At 55.8% G+C, this 20,990-nt stretch carries 24 protein-coding genes and 1 pseudogene; 9 read left to right on the top strand and 16 right to left on the bottom strand.

Annotation, left to right across the window (positions count from 1 at the left end; all coding sequences use genetic code 11):
* Nucleotides 1-86 precede the first annotated feature (86 nt).
* The 5 genes and pseudogenes from AC2FLP_RS13430 to AC2FLP_RS13410 form a co-directional block, all read right to left on the bottom strand.
* Nucleotides 87-1,904, bottom strand: a complete 1,818-nt coding sequence (locus tag AC2FLP_RS13430; protein WP_170516981.1) for an SLC13 family permease — start codon at nt 1,902-1,904, stop codon at nt 87-89.
* 48 nt (nt 1,905-1,952) lie between these two features.
* Nucleotides 1,953-2,825, bottom strand: a complete 873-nt coding sequence (locus AC2FLP_RS13425) for an ABC transporter ATP-binding protein (RefSeq protein ID WP_496683928.1) — start codon at nt 2,823-2,825, stop codon at nt 1,953-1,955.
* 1,873 nt (nt 2,826-4,698) lie between these two features.
* Entirely contained in the window at nt 4,699-4,959 is a 261-nt protein-coding gene (locus AC2FLP_RS13420) for a DUF2312 domain-containing protein (RefSeq protein ID WP_170516978.1), read from the bottom strand.
* A gap of 103 nt (nt 4,960-5,062) precedes the next feature.
* Nucleotides 5,063-5,230, bottom strand: a complete 168-nt coding sequence (locus AC2FLP_RS13415; RefSeq protein WP_496683930.1) for a DUF2312 domain-containing protein — start codon at nt 5,228-5,230, stop codon at nt 5,063-5,065.
* 112 nt (nt 5,231-5,342) lie between these two features.
* Nucleotides 5,343-5,501, bottom strand: a pseudogene (locus AC2FLP_RS13410) (GapR family DNA-binding domain-containing protein); the annotation flags it as partial.
* Between the two features lie 150 nt (nt 5,502-5,651).
* Here AC2FLP_RS13410 and AC2FLP_RS13405 point away from each other — a divergent pair.
* The gene (locus tag AC2FLP_RS13405; protein ID WP_117872808.1) at nt 5,652-5,870 is read left to right on the top strand and encodes a hypothetical protein; all 219 of its coding nucleotides are present in this window, start codon (nt 5,652-5,654) and stop codon (nt 5,868-5,870) included.
* Between the two features lie 9 nt (nt 5,871-5,879).
* Here the strand turns inward: AC2FLP_RS13405 and AC2FLP_RS13400 are convergent, their stop codons facing one another.
* Nucleotides 5,880-6,095, bottom strand: a complete 216-nt coding sequence (locus AC2FLP_RS13400) for a hypothetical protein (protein WP_117869627.1) — start codon at nt 6,093-6,095, stop codon at nt 5,880-5,882.
* A gap of 244 nt (nt 6,096-6,339) precedes the next feature.
* Here AC2FLP_RS13400 and AC2FLP_RS13395 point away from each other — a divergent pair, with 244 nt between their 5' ends.
* The 4 genes from AC2FLP_RS13395 to AC2FLP_RS13380 are packed head-to-tail and all read left to right on the top strand — an operon-like array spanning nt 6,340 to nt 8,538.
* Nucleotides 6,340-7,203 carry an MBL fold metallo-hydrolase gene (locus tag AC2FLP_RS13395; RefSeq protein WP_117869628.1) on the top strand — a complete coding sequence of 288 codons (864 nt, stop codon included), beginning with the start codon at nt 6,340-6,342 and terminating at the stop codon, nt 7,201-7,203.
* A 34-nt stretch (nt 7,204-7,237) separates the two neighbouring features.
* Nucleotides 7,238-7,666 carry a YeeE/YedE family protein gene (locus tag AC2FLP_RS13390; RefSeq protein ID WP_117869629.1) on the top strand — a complete coding sequence of 143 codons (429 nt, stop codon included), beginning with the start codon at nt 7,238-7,240 and terminating at the stop codon, nt 7,664-7,666.
* Complete coding sequence (locus AC2FLP_RS13385) at nt 7,666-8,097, top strand: DUF6691 family protein (RefSeq protein WP_299639766.1); 432 nt, start codon at nt 7,666-7,668, stop codon at nt 8,095-8,097. The genes AC2FLP_RS13390 and AC2FLP_RS13385 overlap by 1 nt, the downstream gene beginning before the upstream one ends.
* Nucleotides 8,098-8,106: 9 nt before the next feature.
* Entirely contained in the window at nt 8,107-8,538 is a 432-nt protein-coding gene (locus tag AC2FLP_RS13380; protein WP_299639769.1) for a protein tyrosine phosphatase family protein, read from the top strand.
* A 3-nt stretch (nt 8,539-8,541) separates the two neighbouring features.
* Here AC2FLP_RS13380 and AC2FLP_RS13375 read toward each other — a convergent pair whose 3' ends face one another.
* From AC2FLP_RS13375 to AC2FLP_RS13355, 5 genes are all read right to left on the bottom strand, one after another.
* The gene (locus AC2FLP_RS13375; protein ID WP_496683936.1) at nt 8,542-9,645 is read right to left on the bottom strand and encodes a FliM/FliN family flagellar motor C-terminal domain-containing protein; all 1,104 of its coding nucleotides are present in this window, start codon (nt 9,643-9,645) and stop codon (nt 8,542-8,544) included.
* A 78-nt stretch (nt 9,646-9,723) separates the two neighbouring features.
* Nucleotides 9,724-12,402 carry an ATP-binding protein gene (locus AC2FLP_RS13370; RefSeq protein ID WP_496683939.1) on the bottom strand — a complete coding sequence of 893 codons (2,679 nt, stop codon included), beginning with the start codon at nt 12,400-12,402 and terminating at the stop codon, nt 9,724-9,726.
* Complete coding sequence (locus AC2FLP_RS13365; RefSeq protein ID WP_496683942.1) at nt 12,402-12,710, bottom strand: hypothetical protein; 309 nt, start codon at nt 12,708-12,710, stop codon at nt 12,402-12,404. Before AC2FLP_RS13365 ends, AC2FLP_RS13370 begins: the two co-directional genes overlap by 1 nt.
* The gene (locus AC2FLP_RS13360) at nt 12,707-13,087 is read right to left on the bottom strand and encodes a response regulator transcription factor (RefSeq protein WP_117869634.1); all 381 of its coding nucleotides are present in this window, start codon (nt 13,085-13,087) and stop codon (nt 12,707-12,709) included. Before AC2FLP_RS13360 ends, AC2FLP_RS13365 begins: the two co-directional genes overlap by 4 nt.
* Before the next feature lie 78 nt (nt 13,088-13,165).
* Entirely contained in the window at nt 13,166-14,458 is a 1,293-nt protein-coding gene (locus tag AC2FLP_RS13355) for a helix-turn-helix domain-containing protein (RefSeq protein ID WP_496683945.1), read from the bottom strand.
* Nucleotides 14,459-14,659: 201 nt separating this feature from the next.
* Between AC2FLP_RS13355 and AC2FLP_RS13350 the strand changes: the two genes are divergently transcribed.
* From AC2FLP_RS13350 to aat, 4 genes are all read left to right on the top strand, one after another.
* Entirely contained in the window at nt 14,660-15,196 is a 537-nt protein-coding gene (locus tag AC2FLP_RS13350) for a LuxR C-terminal-related transcriptional regulator (RefSeq protein ID WP_496683947.1), read from the top strand.
* Nucleotides 15,197-15,347: 151 nt separating this feature from the next.
* Nucleotides 15,348-15,836: an acetyl-CoA carboxylase biotin carboxyl carrier protein gene (accB, locus tag AC2FLP_RS13345; RefSeq protein WP_117869637.1), complete on the top strand. Its 489-nt coding sequence runs from the start codon at nt 15,348-15,350 to the stop codon at nt 15,834-15,836.
* Nucleotides 15,837-15,845: 9 nt separating this feature from the next.
* Nucleotides 15,846-17,195 carry an acetyl-CoA carboxylase biotin carboxylase subunit gene (accC, locus tag AC2FLP_RS13340; protein ID WP_117869638.1) on the top strand — a complete coding sequence of 450 codons (1,350 nt, stop codon included), beginning with the start codon at nt 15,846-15,848 and terminating at the stop codon, nt 17,193-17,195.
* A 48-nt stretch (nt 17,196-17,243) separates the two neighbouring features.
* Nucleotides 17,244-17,876, top strand: a complete 633-nt coding sequence (gene aat, locus AC2FLP_RS13335; protein WP_496683951.1) for a leucyl/phenylalanyl-tRNA--protein transferase — start codon at nt 17,244-17,246, stop codon at nt 17,874-17,876.
* Here the strand turns inward: aat and AC2FLP_RS13330 are convergent.
* From AC2FLP_RS13330 to clpX, 5 genes are all read right to left on the bottom strand, one after another.
* Nucleotides 17,831-18,199: a DUF2155 domain-containing protein gene (locus tag AC2FLP_RS13330; protein WP_117869640.1), complete on the bottom strand. Its 369-nt coding sequence runs from the start codon at nt 18,197-18,199 to the stop codon at nt 17,831-17,833. The genes aat and AC2FLP_RS13330 overlap by 46 nt on opposite strands.
* Nucleotides 18,196-18,648 carry an outer membrane lipid asymmetry maintenance protein MlaD gene (gene mlaD, locus AC2FLP_RS13325; protein ID WP_117869641.1) on the bottom strand — a complete coding sequence of 151 codons (453 nt, stop codon included), beginning with the start codon at nt 18,646-18,648 and terminating at the stop codon, nt 18,196-18,198. The genes AC2FLP_RS13330 and mlaD overlap by 4 nt, the downstream gene beginning before the upstream one ends.
* 11 nt (nt 18,649-18,659) lie before the next feature.
* Nucleotides 18,660-19,043 (bottom strand): NADH:ubiquinone oxidoreductase subunit NDUFA12, encoded by a 384-nt coding sequence (locus AC2FLP_RS13320; RefSeq protein WP_299898731.1) that lies wholly within the window; start codon nt 19,041-19,043, stop codon nt 18,660-18,662.
* 79 nt (nt 19,044-19,122) lie between these two features.
* Nucleotides 19,123-19,485, bottom strand: a complete 363-nt coding sequence (locus tag AC2FLP_RS13315; protein WP_117872810.1) for a RidA family protein — start codon at nt 19,483-19,485, stop codon at nt 19,123-19,125.
* 189 nt (nt 19,486-19,674) lie between these two features.
* The gene (clpX, locus tag AC2FLP_RS13310; protein ID WP_117869643.1) at nt 19,675-20,943 is read right to left on the bottom strand and encodes an ATP-dependent Clp protease ATP-binding subunit ClpX; all 1,269 of its coding nucleotides are present in this window, start codon (nt 20,941-20,943) and stop codon (nt 19,675-19,677) included.
* Nucleotides 20,944-20,990 lie beyond the last annotated feature (47 nt).

Below are 20,990 nucleotides of genomic sequence, written 5' to 3'. Positions count from 1 at the left end.
AAAGTCTTCCTGTCGGCCATCGCTCTAGCAGCCACCGTGCTGTTCTGGCTGTAAATCAATGAGTCTAGAGCCTAGGGAGTAAACCGTTAATAAGGGAACAGCATTGGAGCGATGACCACCGCGACAGTGCCGGTCAGAATTGTGAGTGGCACACCGAGTTTGAGGAAGTCAGCAAAACTATACCCCCCGGGTGCAACGACCAATGTGACCACAGGTGTTGAGATCGGAGTCGAAAAAGACGCGGATGCAGCGATCAGAACACACAGCGCAACTGGGTATGGCGAAATCCCAAGTGCTTCGGCGGCTGAAATAGCAATCGGCGCAACAAGTACCGCAGAGGCAGTATTGGATAGGACTAAGCCCAATAGGGCCGTTAAAACAAAGATCGCCGCCATGACTGCGCGCGGACTGGCTTCTCCGACAAGGTAAAGCAGTTGGTCAACGATTATGTCCGATCCGCCCGTAGCCTGCAGCGCGTCAGCAAGTGGCAACATCCCGGCGATAAGAACGAGGCTTGGAAGCTTTACGGCGCGATAGGCGTCTTCGGCGGAAAGCGTGCGAAGCAAGACTGCCGCTACCGCGGCCATCAGTACTGCAGTAGTTATTGAGACGAGTTCTGAGACCGTCAGGGCAACCATCGTGGCCATGATGGCAATCGCAGCCCAAAATCCCGTAGCAGCCGGTGGGACGGATGTCCGCTCATTTGGGAACGACAGAAGCACCAACATATCATGCCTTTCAACCGCACGATCCAAGTCTTCCCATGATCCGGCAAGCATAAGGCGATCGCCTGATTGCAAAACTGTAGTGTTGGGGTTTTCGACGGGCTCGCTGTTTCTCACCAGGCCAACTATCTCAATCCCTTTGGTTTCGAACCCGGGTGCATCATGCATTTGTCGACCAATCACAGCAGCTTCGGGGTGGATCAATACATCCGCGAGACCCAACTGATCGATCCAAACAGCGCTTGATTTCTGAAAACCCAAAGTTTTGGCAAACAACGCATTGGTTGATAAGTCCGCCAGTGCGTCTTGGGCTCCTCGAATGAAAACTATGTCACCCGGTAGCAGTTCCATACCTTCACGAAACATGGCTGCAAGGTACTTTCCTTTGGCGCCAGGCCTCAGTCGAACGAGTATTGCCGTGCCACTTCCCGTCAGCTTGTCAACGTCCTCTGAGAGTACCTTGCCAGTGACCCTGAAAGTCGCGGAATGTACATCCAATCCAAAGGTTTCCCACATACCTGCAAGCGTCGTTCCGGAAATTGCGAACTCCTGTTCATCAGGGGTCGACTTGGTCTTCAACCGGTAGCGGCCCCAAAACAAGACAAACAGGACTGCAACAACCAGAACCGACGCACCGATCAGAAAGAAGGAGAACAAACCGAAAGGCTGGTATCCCTGCGCGACCAACTCATCACTGACGACAAGGTTCGGAGGCGTGGCGATCAGGGTCAGCATGCCACTTATCAACGCGGCATAGGACATCGGCATCAAAAAACGAGCCTTGTCGTTTGCCGTTTCTTGAGCAATTCGCAGAATGACCGGTATGAAAATTGCTACGACGGCTGTCGAGCTCATAACGCTCCCCAGAAGCGCCGTGCTGATCATGATAAGCACCAGCAATCCAGTTTCACCACGACCACCGTGCCGCATGATGGCGTCCCCTACTGCGCGAGCAACGCCGGTTCTATCCAACATTTCGCCCAGCACAAGAAGGCAGGCGACAAGGATTACAACGCTGTTCCCAAAGCCCGATAGGCTCTCCCCAATTGTCAGCGTGCCGCTGAGGGCAAGCGCAAGAACAACTATCAAGGCAACGAAGTCATAGCGAACACGGTTGCTTGCCATCAGCACACCCGCGACGGCAATCAGAGCGAACACAAATCCGGCTTCATTCGTCATTATACTACCCCCTTCAAACGATAGGGCGTCCATCCATGCGTGCAAATTTCAGGTGGTCGCGTCAGCCATATCCACGCCTGCTTCCCGCAGCAGTTCAAACTTCACAGCTGTTGCACTGACCTGTCGATAAAAGGCAATCAGCTGCCGCGTCGGGCCCTGAAGACGTGTCAAACCTACGGTGGCGGCGACGACTGTGCCGACATCCGTATTGCCTTCCAGGACCTGCCAACCGCCCACGACAAGAACCCCCACCGTCCCGGCTCCGTTAATGGCGCTTAGTACAAATTTCGAAGACAGCTTCCAGACGAATATCCGGGAACGGGTATCGTAGATCTCGTCAAATTTGGGAATGATCTCCGCGGCCGAGCGATCAGGGTCAACAAGCCAGTTGGTGGCTTTGCGCAATGTGTGAACCCTGTCTGACACAAGGGAGTTCACGCGCGTCTGAACGAGAAGAACAATAAACACCTGAGGGATAATCATGCCAATTGCAATCAGCCCCAGAGAGGGTTGATTGGCCGCAATATACCCAACAATCACAACAAGGGTTCCGGCTTGTACGATGGGTTCAGACAGAGCGCTACCAGAGAATTTTCCTACTTGTTCCGCTTCGGCCGACACCATTGTTGCTTTGGCACCATAGGCAACTTTCTCGGAACCCCCTGGGTTTTCGCGAGACAGATTGCAAATACGCTTGCGCAGCTTGCGGATCATGTCCTCGCCAAGGACGCTCGAAAGATACCCCAGCACCCATTTCAGCGCGAGACTCAGGGTTATCACCGCGCCCATAGCGGTACCAAGCCACAGCAAGCCTCCGGGGCTTATGTTCTTTTCGGTCAGACCATTCACGATTTCCTTCTGGTAGTTCAGTGGAAACGCCGCCAGGGCGGCAATGGCCAGCGACAGCAAAATGTTGACCACCTGACGATGTCCCGTAGTTCTCAAGATAGATTTGTAAAATTCGATCACTCGCTCCCCCAAAATCCAAGAGCACCTTTGCTTGAAGGTGCGGGTACATTGTTGTGACTGCACCCTAACACTCAATCCAATCTGAATATAAATCTACCTTTTCTTCGGACTAAACGACTACGCTTGAGACGCTCGAATTCAGGAGCAACGATGTGAGTGATAACATATAGCGGGAATCTTCGTTTCAATTTGCCTCGGTACAATGCGCGCAACTACGAGGTCGTTGAAACTTCGATGGAGCCGCGTAGGTGAAGCAACGCCTCCCCAAAGTTGTGCAAATTAAAGTCTTGCGCATTCGATTGCGGATGAAAGATGAAATCCGTTATCCCCTCCGATTTAGACGGAGGAATATGCAGCAGCCTCGTCACGAACATGGAGACCTGGTGAATTGAACGCCGTCAGCATCCAACCGTAGTCCGGATCGAACGTGCACAATCGTTCAGGCGTTAAGCGCTCTTGCAGAAGGTCGTATACCACCCCCTCGACTTTCCGGGACCATTCGAACAACTCTAAATGGGTAGTCTGCGAACACTCAATCTCGACTCGCTCGATAATCGACATCAACCCAGGCCGTCCTTGAGCGTTAGACCAATCCCACCGCGTAATCAGTGCTCCCTTTATCGAGCAGGTTTGGAAACGGAGTTCAAAACGAACTCGCCCGTTCTCTTCACTGAGGACCAAGTTGCCTTTGGCGACCGTATCAATCAGAAGTTTGACTAACTCTATGTGCGTGTTCATCGCTTTCCCTTAAGTTCTGTTGTTGGCTTGAGGGAGGTGTGTTCACGAAATGAAAAGCCAAAATAGTTTGTTTCGAGGTCAAGAGTTCGCCAGCGAATTCAAACTTTGCTGCTGAATGGTCGACGCTCCTTCCTTTAGCAGGAACGCCATAGACCTTAGGGGCTTGGGTTACGCCTACCGGCACCGCGTCAAAGCTGAAACAAACGCAGTGCACTCACGACGTCGTTCTTCGTGGTATCAGTACGATCCCGGGCTTGCTCTATGCATTGCCGGATGACATCCAGAACATAGCCACAGTATTGGGACAAGTGTACCCGCCGTTCACGGATTGGCACCAGATGACTTGGCGATGGTCCCAACAACGCGAGGGCTTTCCGCTATAGTTGGTCGTCAGTTCGCTGGTGTTGTTTCGCAATATCGGTGGTTTGCCGTTCGGGCTCAACCCGAACACATCTACGCGGTTGCCGATATTGGGGGTCGCCGCATTGCCCTCCTGAGACTGGTGCTGACGCTCGCAACCCCGGGCAAAACTGTAGACGATCTCAAACACGTATCTTTCAAGAACAAGATCAGTTTCGATTGTAGACTGAGCAACTTGGAGTACCGGGTCGGTCGACAGGCGGTGATGCGCAACCGAAAACCGAAACGAAATACTTCTTCGCAGTACAAAGGCGTGATGCGGGCGAAGCGAACTGATGATTTGATATACTGGCGAGGCTAAATCAAAGGAAATGATGGCACAATGAGTCTGAGCAGCTTTGCGGACTAAGTAAGTGCCGCCACAGTCTACGACGCCGCAGCCTATTTGCTTTTTGCTGGAGCAGGCTATGCCAACTTTCCGGATCAAACTCCGAGTATCGAGGTTTTAGACATTGCCAAGGCTCGGATCGAGCGCTTCCAAAACAAGCGTAGGCTTTAGAACGGCAGCGCGGGATCGACGTAGTAGGGCTGGAATTCCTAACAAGCGTAGCGTTCGACTTATTTTATGACGCTGTGAGTCGAGTTGAGGTGCGAGAGTTACCCGATCCAAGTGCCTAAATAACAAACATATACCCGGATGACACCGGTGCCACCTCCCAACTCAGCGTCAGGTCATTCCCAACGCTTCTTTGTACATCTCCAGCACAGCTTCTTGTTCTGCGATTTCGTCTTTGTCTTTTTTTCTGAGGCTAACGATTGCTCTCAGCGCTTTTTGATCGTAGCCGCGTGCCTTACTTTCAGAATAGACCTCACGGATCTGATCCGCGATATCCTTCTTTTCCATCTCAAGGCGCTCTATTCTCTCTACGAACTGCCGCAGTTCTCCGGCGGTAACCTTGTAGCTATCTTGAACCGATTCCTGTTCCATCATTTACCTCATTAGTTTTCGCTGCGCTTATCCGGGTACAGAGAACACATTTCAGGACACGTGTATCTCTCGTAACTTATTGTCTTTAAAGTAAGACAACAAATTATTGGTGGTAAAAGAAGCCACGCGACTTACTCTCTGAATACACTTCTTTTATTTGGTCCGCGATGTCTTTCTTTTCCAACTCCAGGCGCTCGATACGCTCTACAAATTGGCGCAGTTCCCCAGAGGTGACCTTGTAACTTGCTTCTGCTTCTTCAGACATGCTCATCTTTATCTTCCTAATTCTGGACCATCACCGCCAAGAGAATACAGTTTGAACTACTTGTATTCGTCTTAAGTCTTTGTCGTCACGTATATAAAACAGTTTTCCAGTGATGGGTGTGGCCGCGCGACTTGGCTTCAGCCATGACTTCTTTGTGTTGTTCCGTCCGGCGCTTTTTCTCTGCATTCAGACACTCAAACCACTCGATGAACTGACGCAGCTCGCCTGCCATAAAGCGATAGTTGGCCGCGGCCTGATCTTCGATGATGACTTCCATACGCGTCTCTCCCAAAGGCTGAAGTCTGGTGCAGGATGCCGGATACAATGCCGCCGCCCGGGTCGCAAGCACCCAATCTACTAGCGCACTTGTACGATGGGATCCGATCCGCTAAGCGCAGAGGGAGTTTGCGAGGAAATGCAGGGCATCATGTTCGAATTCATCACCTGGGGCGGTGCGGCCCTTTCACTGGCCGGGCTTGCCGGTCTGGTTTGGTGCATTCTTCGCGTGATGAAGGCGCGCAAGGCCGGTCTGTCGGACGACGAGTTGCGCGCTGTCGTACAGGGCGTATTACCCTGGAACCTGGCTTCTTTGTTCCTGTCAGTGCTTGGATTGATGCTGGTCATCCTCGGAATATCCTTCGGATGACCGCCCAACTCAAACCGGCAAGTTATCGAACAACGCTTCGATGGCGTCTTCGCACAAGGCCGCATCCAGACGACGCAGTCGGGACGGCACTTGCATCCCCTCCTGCCTCATACGGTCAATAACCTTGCTCACACTTGGTTGAAGCGCCAAGCGCGTATCAAGGGACGCGTTCCTGAGCTTTTGTTCAAGCTGTTCAGCTTCGGAATAAAGACTTTTTGTTGTCATAATACCCTCCCAAGTGTCGTCAGTATTCCAGATTTAGGTAACGGGAATAAGACCCGATAATAATAACCTCACCTTGTGCGGGATATTGCCCAACGCATTTGTAATTTCGGCAATCCGGCGCGGATGGGTTAAAGTTTAATCTGATTTAATCGTGAATGCCTTGACCCGCATCAAATGCAGTTTCGATGTTGCATCACATTCCATTTTGCATATATGATATATGGTAACCGATACGGAGGAAATCATGACACCCGCTGTGAAAGCGTTTTTTGACGATCAGACCTTCACGGTGTCCTACGTTGCTCATGAGCCGCAGGGACGTGCCTGCGCCATCATCGACAGCGTTCTGGATTTCGATCACGCCTCGGGGCGCACGGCGACAAAATCGGCTGACGCAATCATCGACTATGTGCGCGCGCACGATTTAAAGGTCGAGTGGATACTGGAAAGCCACGTTCACGCAGATCACCTGTCAGCTGCCCCCTATCTGCAACAGGCACTGGGTGGCAAAATCGGAATCGGCGCTCAGATCGTCACCGTGCAGGACACATTCGGCAAAGTTTTCAATGAAGGAACCGAGTTCCAGCGCGATGGCAGCCAGTTCGACGCCTTGTTCTCGGAGGGTGACAGTTTTCACATCGGCCAGATGCGAAGCGATGTTCTGCACACCCCCGGCCATACCCCAGCCTGCCTGACCTACGTAATAGGCGACGCCGCCTTTGTAGGAGACACGCTGTTCATGCCAGATTTTGGCACAGCCCGCTGTGATTTTCCCGGAGGGTCGTCAGCGAAATTGTTTGAATCGATCCAGAAAATCCTGTCGCTGCCAGACGAAACACGCATCTATGTCGGGCATGATTACAAAGCGCCGGGCCGTGATGAATACGCGTGGGAAACGACGGTAGGTGAACAGAAAGCGCTAAATGTTCATATCGGACAAGGGCGCAGTATCGAAGAATTCGTGGAAATGCGTGACGCAAGGGACGCCACACTGGCCATGCCACGTCTGATCCTGCCCTCTCTGCAGGTCAATATGCGGGCGGGTCAAATGCCTCCGGCCGATGATCAAGGCGATGTCTTTCTGAAGCTGCCGGTGAACAAAATCTGACGCAAGTCAAATCGATCAAAAAGGATAACTCCACATGAACATCGAGTGGATCTGGGGGCTGTGCGGCGGTCTGCTGATTGGCCTGGGCGGAGCCGTGTACCTACTTGGAAATGGCAGGATCATGGGTGCAAGCGGTATCTTGGGCGGCCTTGTCGACGGTGAGGCCGGCGGAACGTGGCCCGAGCGCCTGGCCTTCATTGCCGGGTTGATCGGTATGCCGCTCCTGCTGCGGCCACTGATCGCTCCCGAGGCCCAAACGCATCTTACCAGCAATCTGGGTCTTGTTGTTCTGGCCGGGCTTCTTGTCGGCGTCGGAACGCGTATCGCCAATGGCTGCACGTCGGGTCACGGGGTCTGCGGCATCTCGCGGTTTTCTCTGCGCGGCATCGTGGCAACCGTATTCTATATCCTAGCTGGGGGCGTGACCCTCGTCCTGCTGCGCCATGTTTGGGAGCTGATCTGATGCGCCTTATCATTGCATTACTTGCCGGATCCCTGTTCGGTGCCGGATTGTTGATTTCAGGTATGACGGACACGACCAAAGTTCAGGGCTGGCTGGATGTATTCGGAAACTGGGACCCGACCCTTGCCTTTGTGATGGGTGGTGCCATCCTGCCGATGCTTGTGGCGTGGAGGCTGACAATCGGTCGCAAAGCCCTGACCGGGGACGATTTTCCGCCTCCTGCAAGGCCCGAGGTTGATCAAAGGCTTATCGTTGGTTCGGTCCTTTTCGGGATGGGCTGGGGCTTGGCCGGGCTTTGCCCCGGACCAGCTATGGCCTCGTTGACTTATGGTGGGTTGGGTGGCCTGGTCTTTCTGATTGCGATGGTCGCCGGCATGTTCATGGCGCCTACGCTTGGCGCTCAACTGGACAGAGCCGCAAACGCGGCCTAAGGATCTGATATGGAGATTCGACCGATCACGACCCGCTATGCTGTCTCGCCGCAGATCACGGTAGAAGACGTCCCGGCAATTGCCGAGGCGGGCTTCGTCAAGGTGATCTGCAACCGGCCCGATGTTGAAGTTCCCGCGATCATGCAATCCGACGCAATCGGTGAGGCCGTTCGTGCCACTGGTATGGAATACGAAGTATTGGAACTGACACACCAGACCATGACGCCCGAGAATGCAAGGCGGCAACGCGAACTGGCAGAAAGCTGCGATGGTCCGGTTTTAGCTTATTGCGCCTCGGGCACTCGGTGTTCGGTGGTCTGGGCCCTTGGTCAGTGCGACCGCATGAGCACGGACGACATTCTGACCGCTACGACAAATGCCGGGTATCAACTGGAAAATCTGCGCCCCGCACTGGAGCAATTCCGAAACAGGGCGGACTAAACCTTATTCGGCGTCGGTATTTGTGTCGGCAGCGTCAAGACCAGCCAGTTGCGAAATCTCCGCGACCATCCGTTCGGAATCGTTCAGTGACAGATCGTTGTCTGCCAGTTCCAAACCCTCGCCCCCTGTTGCCGGAGGCATCACATCCACCGCATTGGAAACCGATTCGGCCAGGTAGTCGTGCGGCTGCATTCTCCCTCGGCTCTCGATAAACTCCTGCGTATCAGCCCCAGACAAGGCGGGTAGAGCCGCATGTTCGTTCAATCGAACAGCTCGCAAGCCGCCGCACTGACCAAGGCGACCAATGCCCGTTGGCGTTCGGCCGATAGTCAATATCTCAGTTCTGTCCAAACGTGCCCCGTGTAGTGGCAAAACACTACCGGGTTGAATCGTTGACAGATCGGACAATGGCAGCGACATCCGGCACAAAACGGCGTTCAGTTCCGCCCGAACAACACCCGATGATAGCGCAATCCTCGGACCGGCCGTTTCCGTGACCTCATCAACTTTGTCCGGCGCAGCAGGATGATCCGGAAGGAAAATGGATATCTGTCCTTGCTGCACCCCGTTGGCCAGATCAACCGTCAGATCAAAGACATGGTGCGCGTCTGCAGACATGGCCAAAGACAAGCCGCGCGCATCTTCCGAACGTGCGGCAAGCTCATATCCTGTCAGACAAATCCGCTCGTCCGCAGCGACTATTAAGCCGGCGGACAGAGTCAGCGCGGATTCGATAAATGGCGCCGCCATGGCGGCGTCCGTATCTGTAAACACCCTTGGTTCGGGACCTCCGGGCAGTACTTCACCGATGGTCTGGGTTTGTACAATGGCGGACACTACGTGCGGGTTCAAGCAAATCGCAGCGCGGCCCTCCTGTCCATCAAAAACCAACAGCAGCCAATCCTGACCGACAGATTCCACCAGATCATCCTGAGAGCCGCTGACTTGCTTTGCACCGATGACAGCCAAGGGAAGGTTCAATCGATCGCTTGCTGCCCGCGCAAACCCCAAGCGCAGCGCCCGCAGAACCGAACGCGGACGATCGCCTAAATCTTTTCGTCCAACAGACAGTTTGCGCGCCAAAGCGGCGCTGACGGTTTGTGACATGGCGCCCGATCACCAGTTGTTCCAATAACTGACTATTGGTTTACCCCGCCGAGCGTTACGAAGTTCTTTACGACGAGGTCATTGCGCAGCCTGCTGGAACGCCAAGGGCATGCTTACCCGGAATGCCGCGCCGCCCTGCCCGGGCAGATACGTGATCTCGCCGCCCAACCGCTGCATGATCTCTCGGCAAATCGCCAACCCCAAACCTGCACCCCCTGCCTTGTCGACCCCGACTCGGGCAAATTTCTCGAACACCATCGACCGCGCCCCGGGTGGAATACCGCTGCCGTTATCGATGAAATCGATGATAACCCTCCCGCCGACGTCGTGGGCTGATATGACCAATACCGGTTCTTCCGCGTCACAGTATTTCTGCGCGTTCGAGATCAGATTGATGAACACCTGCCCCAACCGGTCCAGATCCGTATGAAGGGACATTCGCTCTGCCGTAAGAGTCCGCCGGACCGTGATTTTCCTTTCCGCTCCAGCCAGCGCACTGGACACTGCGCGGTCCAGAACCGAACGCAAACTGTCATCGCTGAGGTTCAGATTGACCTGCCCGTTTTCGAGCACGCTCAAGTCCAGCAGATCGTCTAGAAGCCGGGTCAGGCGCAAGGCCTCATCGTGAATGATTGCGGCATAGCGGGTCTGTTCCTCTCGGCTCAGGCCCTCTGTATCCCGCATGATCTCGGAAAAAGCTCGGATCGAGGTCATCGGCGTACGTAATTCGTGACTGACCTGACTCAGGAAGCTGTCTTTTTGCTCGGAAATCTGAGTGAGCTTGGTGTTTGCTTCACGCAGCTGGCGCGCCGTGCGGGACAATTCGGACGACTTCTCTTCCAACTTCCCTGAGTACTCCAGAAGCTGCGCCGATTCATCCGCCACCGCAAGCAGGTCTTCAACCGAAACCGAAGACCCGCCCACGATCTGAGCGATCATCGCATGTGCCGTGGCGGTTCCGACCGACCCGCTCAACTCTCGCTCTAGACGGTTGAGGAAACCCGGGGTTGGTTCCGGCATGTGTGACCGGCCACCCTGTTTTTCAGCCTCAGCCTGGAAGAACTCCTGCGCCGGAGCGGTGCCCAGAATACGCTGAGTCATTATCATCAGGTCTTCGCTTTGCGCCACCGAACCGGACCAGCCGCCCGGTGAAACCGAATGATCGAAAACGTTGACGAACTGCGCGCCCTGCAAACGCTCCAGAGGGCTGGGAAAGCTCAGCAGGGACGCCACGCAAAATGCAATGGTATTGAGGGACAGAGACCACATCACGGTATGGACCATCGGGTCGATCCCTTCGATCCCGAACAGAGCATGAGGACGCAACCAGGCAAGACCGAACAGCCCATTCTGCATTACAGCCTCTGGCATCCACGGTGCGCCCATACCTGGCAACAACAGCGTATAAATCCACAATATGAAACCGACGCTCAGCCCGATCAGTGCCCCTGTACGGGTTGCTCCGCGCCAGAACAGCCCTCCGACCAAAGCAGGCAGAATCTGCGAGATGCCGGCAAAGGCAATCAATCCTATCGATGCCAGTGCCGCACCACCGCCGGACAACCGATAATAAAAGTAACCCAATGCCATGATCACGGCGATGGAAACACGGCGCGCTATCAAAACAATGCTTCGCACATCGCCCGAGACTGACCCTGTTCCTTCATGCGTGTTCAGCCATATCGGCATGACCACATGGTTCGACACCATCGTCGACAAGGCCATTGCACTAACGATAACCATCGAAGTTGCGGACGAAAACCCACCGATAAAGGACAGCATCGCCAGCCAGTCATTGCCCTGCGACAACGGTACGGTCAGCACGAACAGGTCGGGATTGGCCCCCTCTGGCAACAGATCCAGACCAACGACGGCAATTGGCACGACAAACAGGCTCATCAAAAGCAGGTAGAGCGGAAACGCCCAGGCAGCCGTTCTCAGATGACTTTCGTCATCGTTTTCAACCACCATCACCTGAAACATGCGCGGCAGACAGATAAAGGCCGCGGCGGACAGAAAAATGAAAGTCGTCCAGCGACCGGCATCGACATTCCACTGTCCGATTTCCGAGGCATCGATCTGTTCCATCATCGGGCCAACGCCACCAGCGATACCCCACACTACGAAAACGCCCACGGCGATAAGAGCAAACAGTTTGACCACGGCTTCAACGGCAATGGCCGTGACGACGCCGTGGTGACGCTCGTTCACGTCCAGATTGCGCGTACCGAAGAGAATTGCGAACACGGCCAGCCCCGCGGCGACCCAGAAAACGCTGGACCCCTCGCGATACAGGCCTGATGGATCGGCTTCGGCGAATATCGAAAATGACAGGGTAATCGATTGCAACTGGAGCGCGATGTAGGGCGTCCCGCCGAGCACGGCTAGAACGGTCACACACACGGCCAATGTGTTTGACTTGCCATAGCGTGACGACAGCAGGTCTGCGATGGAGGTCACCCGCTGACTACGTCCGACTCTCACCAGCTTGCGCAACCCCCACCACCAACTGACCATTACCAGAGTGGGGCCGAGATAGATGGTGACAAACTCCAAACCGGACCGCGCGGCATTGCCCACCGCGCCGTAAAATGTCCAGGCAGTGCAATAGATCGACAGTGACAACGTATATATCAGGGGAGACCGCAACCACGTTCCCCGCCGTGCTGAGGCCATCCGGTCAGCCGCGAAAGCTACCGCGAACAAGAAAACGACATAGGCAAGGCAGACCAGGATCAGCGTGTTAATGGTTGCCATCACTGAGCGTCCGCGTCTCGATCCTCGCGCGCGCCTAAACGGCGGGCAGCAATGCCAAAAACCAACCCGACCAGGATCAGCGCGCCCCAGCAGACAAAAATGTAATAAGTCGCTGAAGACAAAGGGACGGCCGCACCCCCACTGGATTGATCGGGCCACAGCAACGGAAGCGCCAGCAAAGCCGCCCCCAAAAAAGGTAGAAGCCGCGCTGCATCCGTTAGCCTGCGTCGGCGATAGCTTTGACGTTCGAGAAAAAGCGAGGGCCGTGTGACCTGTGGTTTATCCTTGTTGCCCTCGCCAGTCATCATATTCGCGTCGCCTGCGCGTGAAGATCGCGCACAGCCGTCAGAACTTCGGCATTGGAAAACGGTTTGGTCATGAAACGGCTGACACCTGCGTTTTCCGCCATTTCCCTGTCCCGCGATTGACCGCGCGCGGTCAGCATCAAAACCGGTAAACCTGCCAGTTCTTCCATCTCTCTGATGTCCCGCAGAATATCCATGCCGCTCTTACCCGGCAGCATGACGTCCAAAATGACCAGGTCGGGTTGTGCCCCCTGGATCACCTGAACCGCATCCGCTCCATCGCCATGCGTTTCGACCTGCCATCCCTCGCGGGTCAGCAGGAACCGGATTGCTTCGGCAATGTTCGGCTCGTCCTCGATCAACAGAACCTTGCGGCTCATATTTTCAGTTCCTCCCCAAGACCGTTCCTCCATCCCGAGACCGGTCCTTTTTAGACTAAGCCTTCTGCCGGGAAAGTGTCAAAAGCCTTCGCTCAAAATCGACGGCTCGCGGCGGGCCTTGCACGCATTGCTGGGACAGACGCGGCAGTTCGACCCGACCCGCGTAACCGGTGCATCACCTGTTGTTTCGTTGACCGAACGAACCAGCATAACCGAGCGGTAGGCGGGATTCTGATCATACCCCAATACAGCATAAGGCCAGGCATAGGCGAAGCATTCGAATTCAGCTGGTGTCCGGCCCATCTGGACAACTTGCTTGCGAACAGGAACAAGCGGACGACTCAAAGCCGAAAACAACGGCCATAGGGGGCAAACCTCACCATGCCTCGCCAACGCAAAACCCGGAATCGGCTTGATGAACAATATACTGCCGGACGCATCGCACAGCACCATACCAACAGGTTGCGGCAACACATCCTCGGGCAAAAATGCCAGTCGTCTGAGAATGGTGGCGACGTCTACGGAAAAACGGTGGGCCAACGCGATGGGATCCGCGTCGTCTTCTTGCAGACCCGATCTGAGTGCATCCAGCGGCAACACAGTTGCATCATCGCGATACATCTCCAGAATTTCACGCGCCACAATTCGGGCAGCCGACGTGTTGAGACTGCTCAGATCAACAGCATCCACGTCTTCCCCTTGTTCCAGTTCCGAAAAACTGTACCTACGGGATTCGAAGAAGGCTTCGACCTCTTCAAGCGGAACACCGCGCGGATCAACTGACGAATCACTTTCGTCCAGAAAGGTTACAAGCGCCTTGGAACTGCCGGCCAGTCGTTCTGCATCCTGATGCAAGTTTTTGTGAAATCGCTCCCGCCACTCGGCTTCGATGTCCTTTGTGTCTGCAAGAATTGCCGCTGTTGAACGAATCGCGGCCGCTGTGGACAGCACTTCGTGCATTGATGCCGCAAGATGAGGGTCATGCGTCAGGCGATCTGACAAGACCTCGACATTCCGCTCAAGCGAAACAACCCGGCGGTGCATCTGTGCAAGAACCCCGGCCCACCCGGGAAAACGCCCGGCGAATTCCTCCAGCCCGTCCACTTCGGCCTGCTGCCCGACGGCATCATCCGCCGCCTCCCGCAGCGCCGTCACAAGGGTTGCCTCAATCCCCTGGGTCAGGACAGAAGGTTCAACAGAGAGTGCAGACGCTATGTCCACCAGTAATTTGCCACCAATCCTTCGGCGGTTATGTTCGATCAGGTTCAGATAAGACGCCGATATCCCGGCCAGGCGCGCAAGTTCTGCCTGCCGAAGCCCGGCAATCTGCCGTCTTTCCCGGATGCGGCTTCCTGTCAACATATCGCGCATGATTGGCTTCTCCTGACCAGGGTTCGGTCGCCTGTTTTCAGAACATATCATGTGTTTCTGTAGTTTACCCACAAGTTTTCAAGTCGCATTTACACCCTTAACAAAAACCGCAACAACCATGACACATCAGCAGCGCATCAGCAGTCACAATAAACCGCATCTCCCCTTCAATTCCGCGTGGTTTCCCGGCACGATAGGCAAATGAGTGACCCCGCCTTTGAATATGCCCCGATCGGGTTGGTTGAGCTGGAAAACCGGATCATCAAACGCTGCAATCTGCAGTTCGCCCGCACTTTTGGTGGTGAAGAAACCGATTACCGCAACATGCCGTTGCTGCATCTTTACCCGTCGGTTGCTGATTGGGAGAGGATCGGAGAACGCAGCCTTCAAGTGATGCGTGACACCGGGTACTACACGGATGAGCGCGTCATGCGCCGACGCAATGGCGATCTGTTCTGGTGCCGCGCCCGTGGCCGTTCCTTGACACCGGATGACCCATTCCTGCATGGAATCTGGAGCTTTTCCGACATCTCGGAAGAACGTCCCCTTGTCGAATTGACCGTCCGAGAACGCGAAGTGGCGATCCTGTCCTGCCGCGGCCTGTCCGCCAAGGAAATCGGCGTGGAATTGGGGCTGAGCTATCGCACAATCGAAGCCTATCGCGCCCGCCTGCTTGAGAAATTCGGGGCCCGCAAATTACCTGAGCTGGTCGCCAAATTGTCAGGGATGCCTCTGTAACCTGTCCGCCCCTTTAAATTATACGAGATTCCCGCCTGTGATGGTGCGAGTCGACGCTTTTCATGCACCGCCGCTTAGCCTATAACCCTGCGTAATTTGATCAGAGCCCGCAAGAAACAGACGGGCCAAAGGGGAACCGTCGAGGATACTCATGACAGACACCAAACACGAAGCGGATGTGGCATTCATCAAAGCTCTGGCCGAGTTGCTGCGCGACAACGATCTGACCGAACTGCAGGTCAAGCGCGAGTATGGCGACGAAGACAGCCTGAACGTCCGCGTCAGCCGTATAACACAAGTCGCGGCCGCGCCAGTTCAGGTCGCCGCACCTGCAGCAGCACCCGCCCCTGCAGCGGCCCCCGTCGTGGCGGAAGCTCCTGCCGCTCAGGAAGATCCGGCCAGCCACCCCGGCGCTGTAACTTCCCCTATGGTTGGTACCGTCTACATGCAGCCCGAGCCCGGCGCACCTGCGTTCATTTCGGTCGGCGCTTCTGTTTCCGAAGGTGACACTCTTTTGATCGTCGAGGCAATGAAGACCATGAACCACATCCACGCACCCAAATCGGGTACCATCAAGCGTGTTCTGGTCGGCGATGGCGACGCTGTGGAGTTCGGCACCCCTCTGGTCATTATCGAGTAAGGCGGGCCCATGTTCGACAAGATCCTGATTGCCAACCGAGGCGAGATCGCCCTGCGCGTCATCCGCGCCGCCCGCGAGATGGGGATTAAGACGGTTGCCGTCCACTCCACCGCGGATAGCGACGCGATGCATGTGCGCATGGCTGACGAATCGGTCTGCATCGGCCCCCCGCCTAGCCCCCAGAGTTACCTGTCAGTGCCCGCGATCATCTCGGCCTGTGAAATCACCGGTGCGCAGGCGATCCACCCCGGCTATGGCTTCCTGTCCGAGAATGCCGAGTTCGTGCAGATCGTCGAAGATCACGGCATTACTTTCATCGGCCCCACAGCGGAACATATCCGCGTCATGGGCGACAAGATTACAGCCAAGGACACGATGAAGGCTCTGGGCGTGCCCTGCGTTCCAGGATCTGATGGTGGCGTGCCTGATCTTGCGGCCGCCAAGAAGATCGGTGAGGAATTCGGCTATCCTGTCATCATCAAGGCCACTGCAGGTGGCGGCGGACGCGGCATGAAAGTCGCGATGAACGCGAATGAGATGGAAAGCGCGTTTATGACCGCGCGTGCCGAGGGCAAAGCCGCCTTTGGCAATGACGAGGTTTATATAGAGAAATACCTGACCACGCCGCGCCACATCGAGATTCAGGTCTTTGGCGACGGTAAAGGCAAGGCCGTTCACCTGGGCGAGCGTGACTGCTCTCTACAGCGGCGGCACCAGAAAGTATTCGAAGAGGCCCCAGGTCCCTCCATCACGCCCGAAGAACGCGCCAAGATCGGCAAGGTCTGCGCCGACGCGGTCGCCAAGATCAACTATATCGGCGCCGGCACGATCGAGTTCCTGTATGAGAATGGCGAGTTCTATTTCATCGAGATGAACACTCGTCTTCAGGTGGAACACCCGGTAACCGAAGCTATTTTTGGCGTCGACCTGGTGCGCGAACAAATCCTTGTCGCCGCGGGTGAACCGATGTCGTTCGGTCAGGACGATCTGGAAATCAACGGCCACGCCATCGAGGTTCGGATCAACGCCGAAAAGCTTCCCAATTTCTCGCCCTGTCCCGGCAAGATTACCGCGTATCATGCGCCGGGTGGCTTGGGGGTTCGAATGGACTCGGCGCTCTATGACGGTTACTCGATTCCACCCTACTACGACTCTCTGATCGGCAAGCTGATCGTGCAGGGTCGCGACCGGGCAGAAGCGCTGGCCCGACTGGAACGCGCATTGGGAGAACTGATTGTCGACGGCATAGACACCACTGTCCCTCTGTTCCACGCCCTGTTGCAGGAACCCGATCTGCGCAGCGGCAACTATAACATCCACTGGCTGGAGCGCTGGCTTGCGGAGAATATGGAACAGTAGTCACCAAGGACCGGAGGGCCCGTGCCCCCCGGTTGACTCATACCTGACATGAGCTTGTCCCCCGAACTTTTGCTGCATGGATACTCCATCGGTATCTTTCCGATGGCCGAGCATCGCGATGACCCCGACCTGTTCTGGGTCGATCCCAAGTTCCGGGGCGTCTTTCCACTGGACGGATTTCACATATCCCGAAGCCTGGCACGCCGTATTCGAAACTGCGGGTTCGACATCTCAATCGACCAGGACTTTTCCGGCGTCGTCGACGGCTGCGCCGACAGGGCCGATACCTGGATCAACGCCCAGCTGCACGACCTTTACCGTCAGCTGCACCAAACCGGTCATGCGCATTCGTTGGAAGTCTGGGAAGGCACCGCGCTGGTGGGGGGCGTCTATGGCGTGACCCTGGGCGCGGGCTTCTTTGGCGAAAGCATGTTCTCAAGGCGCAAAGACGCCTCGAAAATCGCCCTCGCGTATCTTGTGGACCGTCTGCGGCAAACCGGGTTCCGTCTGTTTGACACGCAGTTTCTAACCGCACATCTGGCCTCTTTGGGGGCGATCGAAATTCCGCGCGGTGTCTACAAGAAAGAGCTGGAAGAAGCCCTGAACTTCAGCGCCGATTTCACAGCGCCGCTAAATCAGTCCGCAGCGAGTGTAATACACCGTATGACCCAAACGTCATAACGCGCGTGATCCAGCGCATTCAAAGCCGGGGACGTCGCGATCATCCAACCGTCAAACAGCTGATCGGCCTTTCCGCTCTCCCAGATGGTCAGATAGGCGAAAGCGTCACCCGTTGGATTGTCAACGGGATAACGGCAATCCCCCAAGGCGACATCCAGCCCAAAAACCGCTGCTGTCTCGCCGGTCTGCAATTCAACATCGACGGTCTGGCCATTCACCTTGTCGAGGCCCCGCAACAGTGCCCCGGGTCCAGACTGAACATTCTGCTGCGCGGCCGCACCAGTGCCGGAAAGCAACAAGGCAAGAAACGCGACGCGTATCATTCGCTGCCGTCTCCGGCGACAAACTTGACCAGAAGCGAGATCAGGCTGACCGCGCCCTGGGTATCCTCGATCTCATCGCCGGGATCAAAAAAGAACGGCGAGCCGCCGGGCATTACCTCGACGAAGTTTCCGCCCAGCAAACCTTCTGACGAAATGACAATGGCACTGTCGTCCGGCACGAGAATGCCGTCCGCAATCGTGAAGGTCGTGTCCGCCCGGTAGGTATCCGGGTTGAGGTTGACACCCGTCACGGTTCCGATTTTGACACCGGCAAGGCGAACATCCGTGCCGACGCCTACCCCTTCCAGAGATCTGAACGACGCGCCCAGTTCGTATCCAGCGGTACCTTGCGACAAGCCCGTCGATTGACTGGCATAAACGCCAAATGCCACGGCACCGGCCAATACGACGCCGCCGACAAGAATTTCGGTCCAGTTATGGGTCGACATTTTTGCCTCGTCTATTCTGGGCTCCAAGCCTCATAGTCCCTACGCTCCATCGGTTCTGCACGACGCAGAGACCCGGCAGGAGTATAGGCCAGCGCGGTGCCGGTCAGGTTTTCCTGATGTGGTTTTTCCCAGGATTTATGCGACAGCGGTTTATCCGTCGGAGGCTCGTCCCAAGTGCGATGCAACCAACCATGCCATTCAGGATCAACCCGGCTGGCTTCGGCCTCACCATTAAAAATAACCCAACGCCTGCTGTCGTCGGCATTGCGGTAAAACACGTTGCCTTCATTGTCTTCGCCCACTTTCACGCCCTTGCGCGCAGTGTAGATCTGAGTGTTCAAAGTCGACCCATTCCACCAGGTCACAGCTCGCAAAAGACTGTTCAGGATTCCCATCGGGTGCCTCCGGCATTTCGTCGAAGAAAGGTATGGACCAAAGGCCCGCCAAGGTCCAGTGCCCCTGATACCACCTGCGTCACTCCGACAGAAAGGCGGTCACTTCGATCTCGATCCTGTATTTCGGATCAATCAAACCGCATTCGATCATTGTCGCCACCGGAGGATTGGCTCCGAAAGTTTCGGCCAGGATCGGCCAGCACGGCTCAAACTCACTGCGATCGGGTAACATGTAAGTGACCCGAACCACGTCGTGAAAGCCTGCGCCAGCCTCTGCCAAAGCCTTCTCAATTGTCGCGAGGGCTGATCGGCACTGTTCAACCGCGTCTTCACCCTGCCCGACGGTACCGGCGACGTGAACCCATCCGCCTGCGATCACTGCACGGCAGTACCCGACTTTTGCTTCGAACTCACCACCAGAGGGAATGCGTTTAAGCGTCATGACCATTCACCTTACCCGCTTGGGAAACCGCCGGAGTTGTACATACTTGCACGCGCAAACCTTCCAGGTGGAAATCCCCGGCTTCTTTTGGCTGGGAGTACCGCGGGGGAAGTTCTCATTTGGTGGCGGGGGCAGAGCCCCCTCAACCGATTCAGCACACCGAACCACAGCCGCGATCGATGACCGATTTTATCCGGCCGATGCCGACTCCGGTGCAGCGTCGGTATAGATGAACAGAGGCTGCGAGTCAGAGATGACCGCCTCTTCGTTCACAACAACTTCGCTGACATTCTTCATACCAGGCAGTTCGAACATGGTATCCAGCAGAATATCTTCCAGGATCGACCGCAGACCCCGCGCACCGGTTTTGCGCTCGATGGCCTTTTTGGCGATTGCCTTCAGGGCGTCATCCGTAAAGGCCAGTTCAACATCCTCCAGTTCGAACAGACGCTGGTATTGCTTGACCAATGCATTCTTGGGCTTGGTCAGGATAGTCACCAGCGCGTCTTCATCCAGGTCCTCAAGCGTCGCCAGAACCGGCAGACGACCGACGAATTCCGGGATCAGGCCAAATTTCAGCAGATCCTCGGGTTCCAGTTCCTTGAATATCTCGCCGACACCGCGGTCATCATTGTCGCGCACATCGGCGCCAAAACCCATGGCCGAACCTTTGCCGCGTTGCGCGATGATCTTGTCCAAACCCGCGAATGCGCCGCCACAGATGAACAGAATGTTCGTCGTGTCCACTTGCAGGAATTCCTGCTGGGGATGCTTGCGACCACCCTGCGGGGGGACGCTGGCCACTGTCCCTTCCATCAGTTTCAGCAAAGCCTGCTGCACGCCCTCACCCGACACGTCGCGCGTGATCGAAGGGTTCTCGGACTTGCGGGTAATCTTGTCAACCTCGTCGATATAGACGATGCCACGCTGTGCACGTTCGACGTTGTACTCACTGGCCTGAAGCAGCTTGAGGATGATGTTTTCGACATCCTCGCCCACATACCCGGCTTCGGTCAGCGTAGTCGCGTCCGCCATGGTAAACGGGACGTCCAGAATGCGCGCCAGTGTCTGCGCCAGCAGCGTTTTACCACAACCGGTCGGGCCGATCAGCAGGATATTCGACTTCGACAGTTCAATATCGCTGCCCGCTTTCTGAGCATGGTTCAAACGCTTATAATGGTTATGAACGGCAACCGACAGAACCCTCTTTGCGGTGGCCTGACCGATTACATAATCGTCCAGTACTTCGCAGATATCCTTGGGCGTCGGAACACCGTCAGAAGACTTCAGCCCGCTGGCCTTGGTCTCCTCGCGGATGATGTCCATGCACAGCTCAACACATTCATCACAGATGAAAACCGTGGGGCCTGCGATCAGCTTACGGACTTCGTGCTGGCTTTTGCCGCAGAAGCTGCAGTAGAGCGTGTTTTTCCCATCGCCGCCTGAATTCGTCGCCATGATCTACCTTTCGGGCTTCGTCCCTGCACCCCTTTTCGGGGGCGCTT

It is taken from the genome of Ruegeria sp. CDSA141 (genome assembly GCF_059612005.1).
This window is presented reverse-complemented; position numbering and strand designations above follow the sequence as displayed.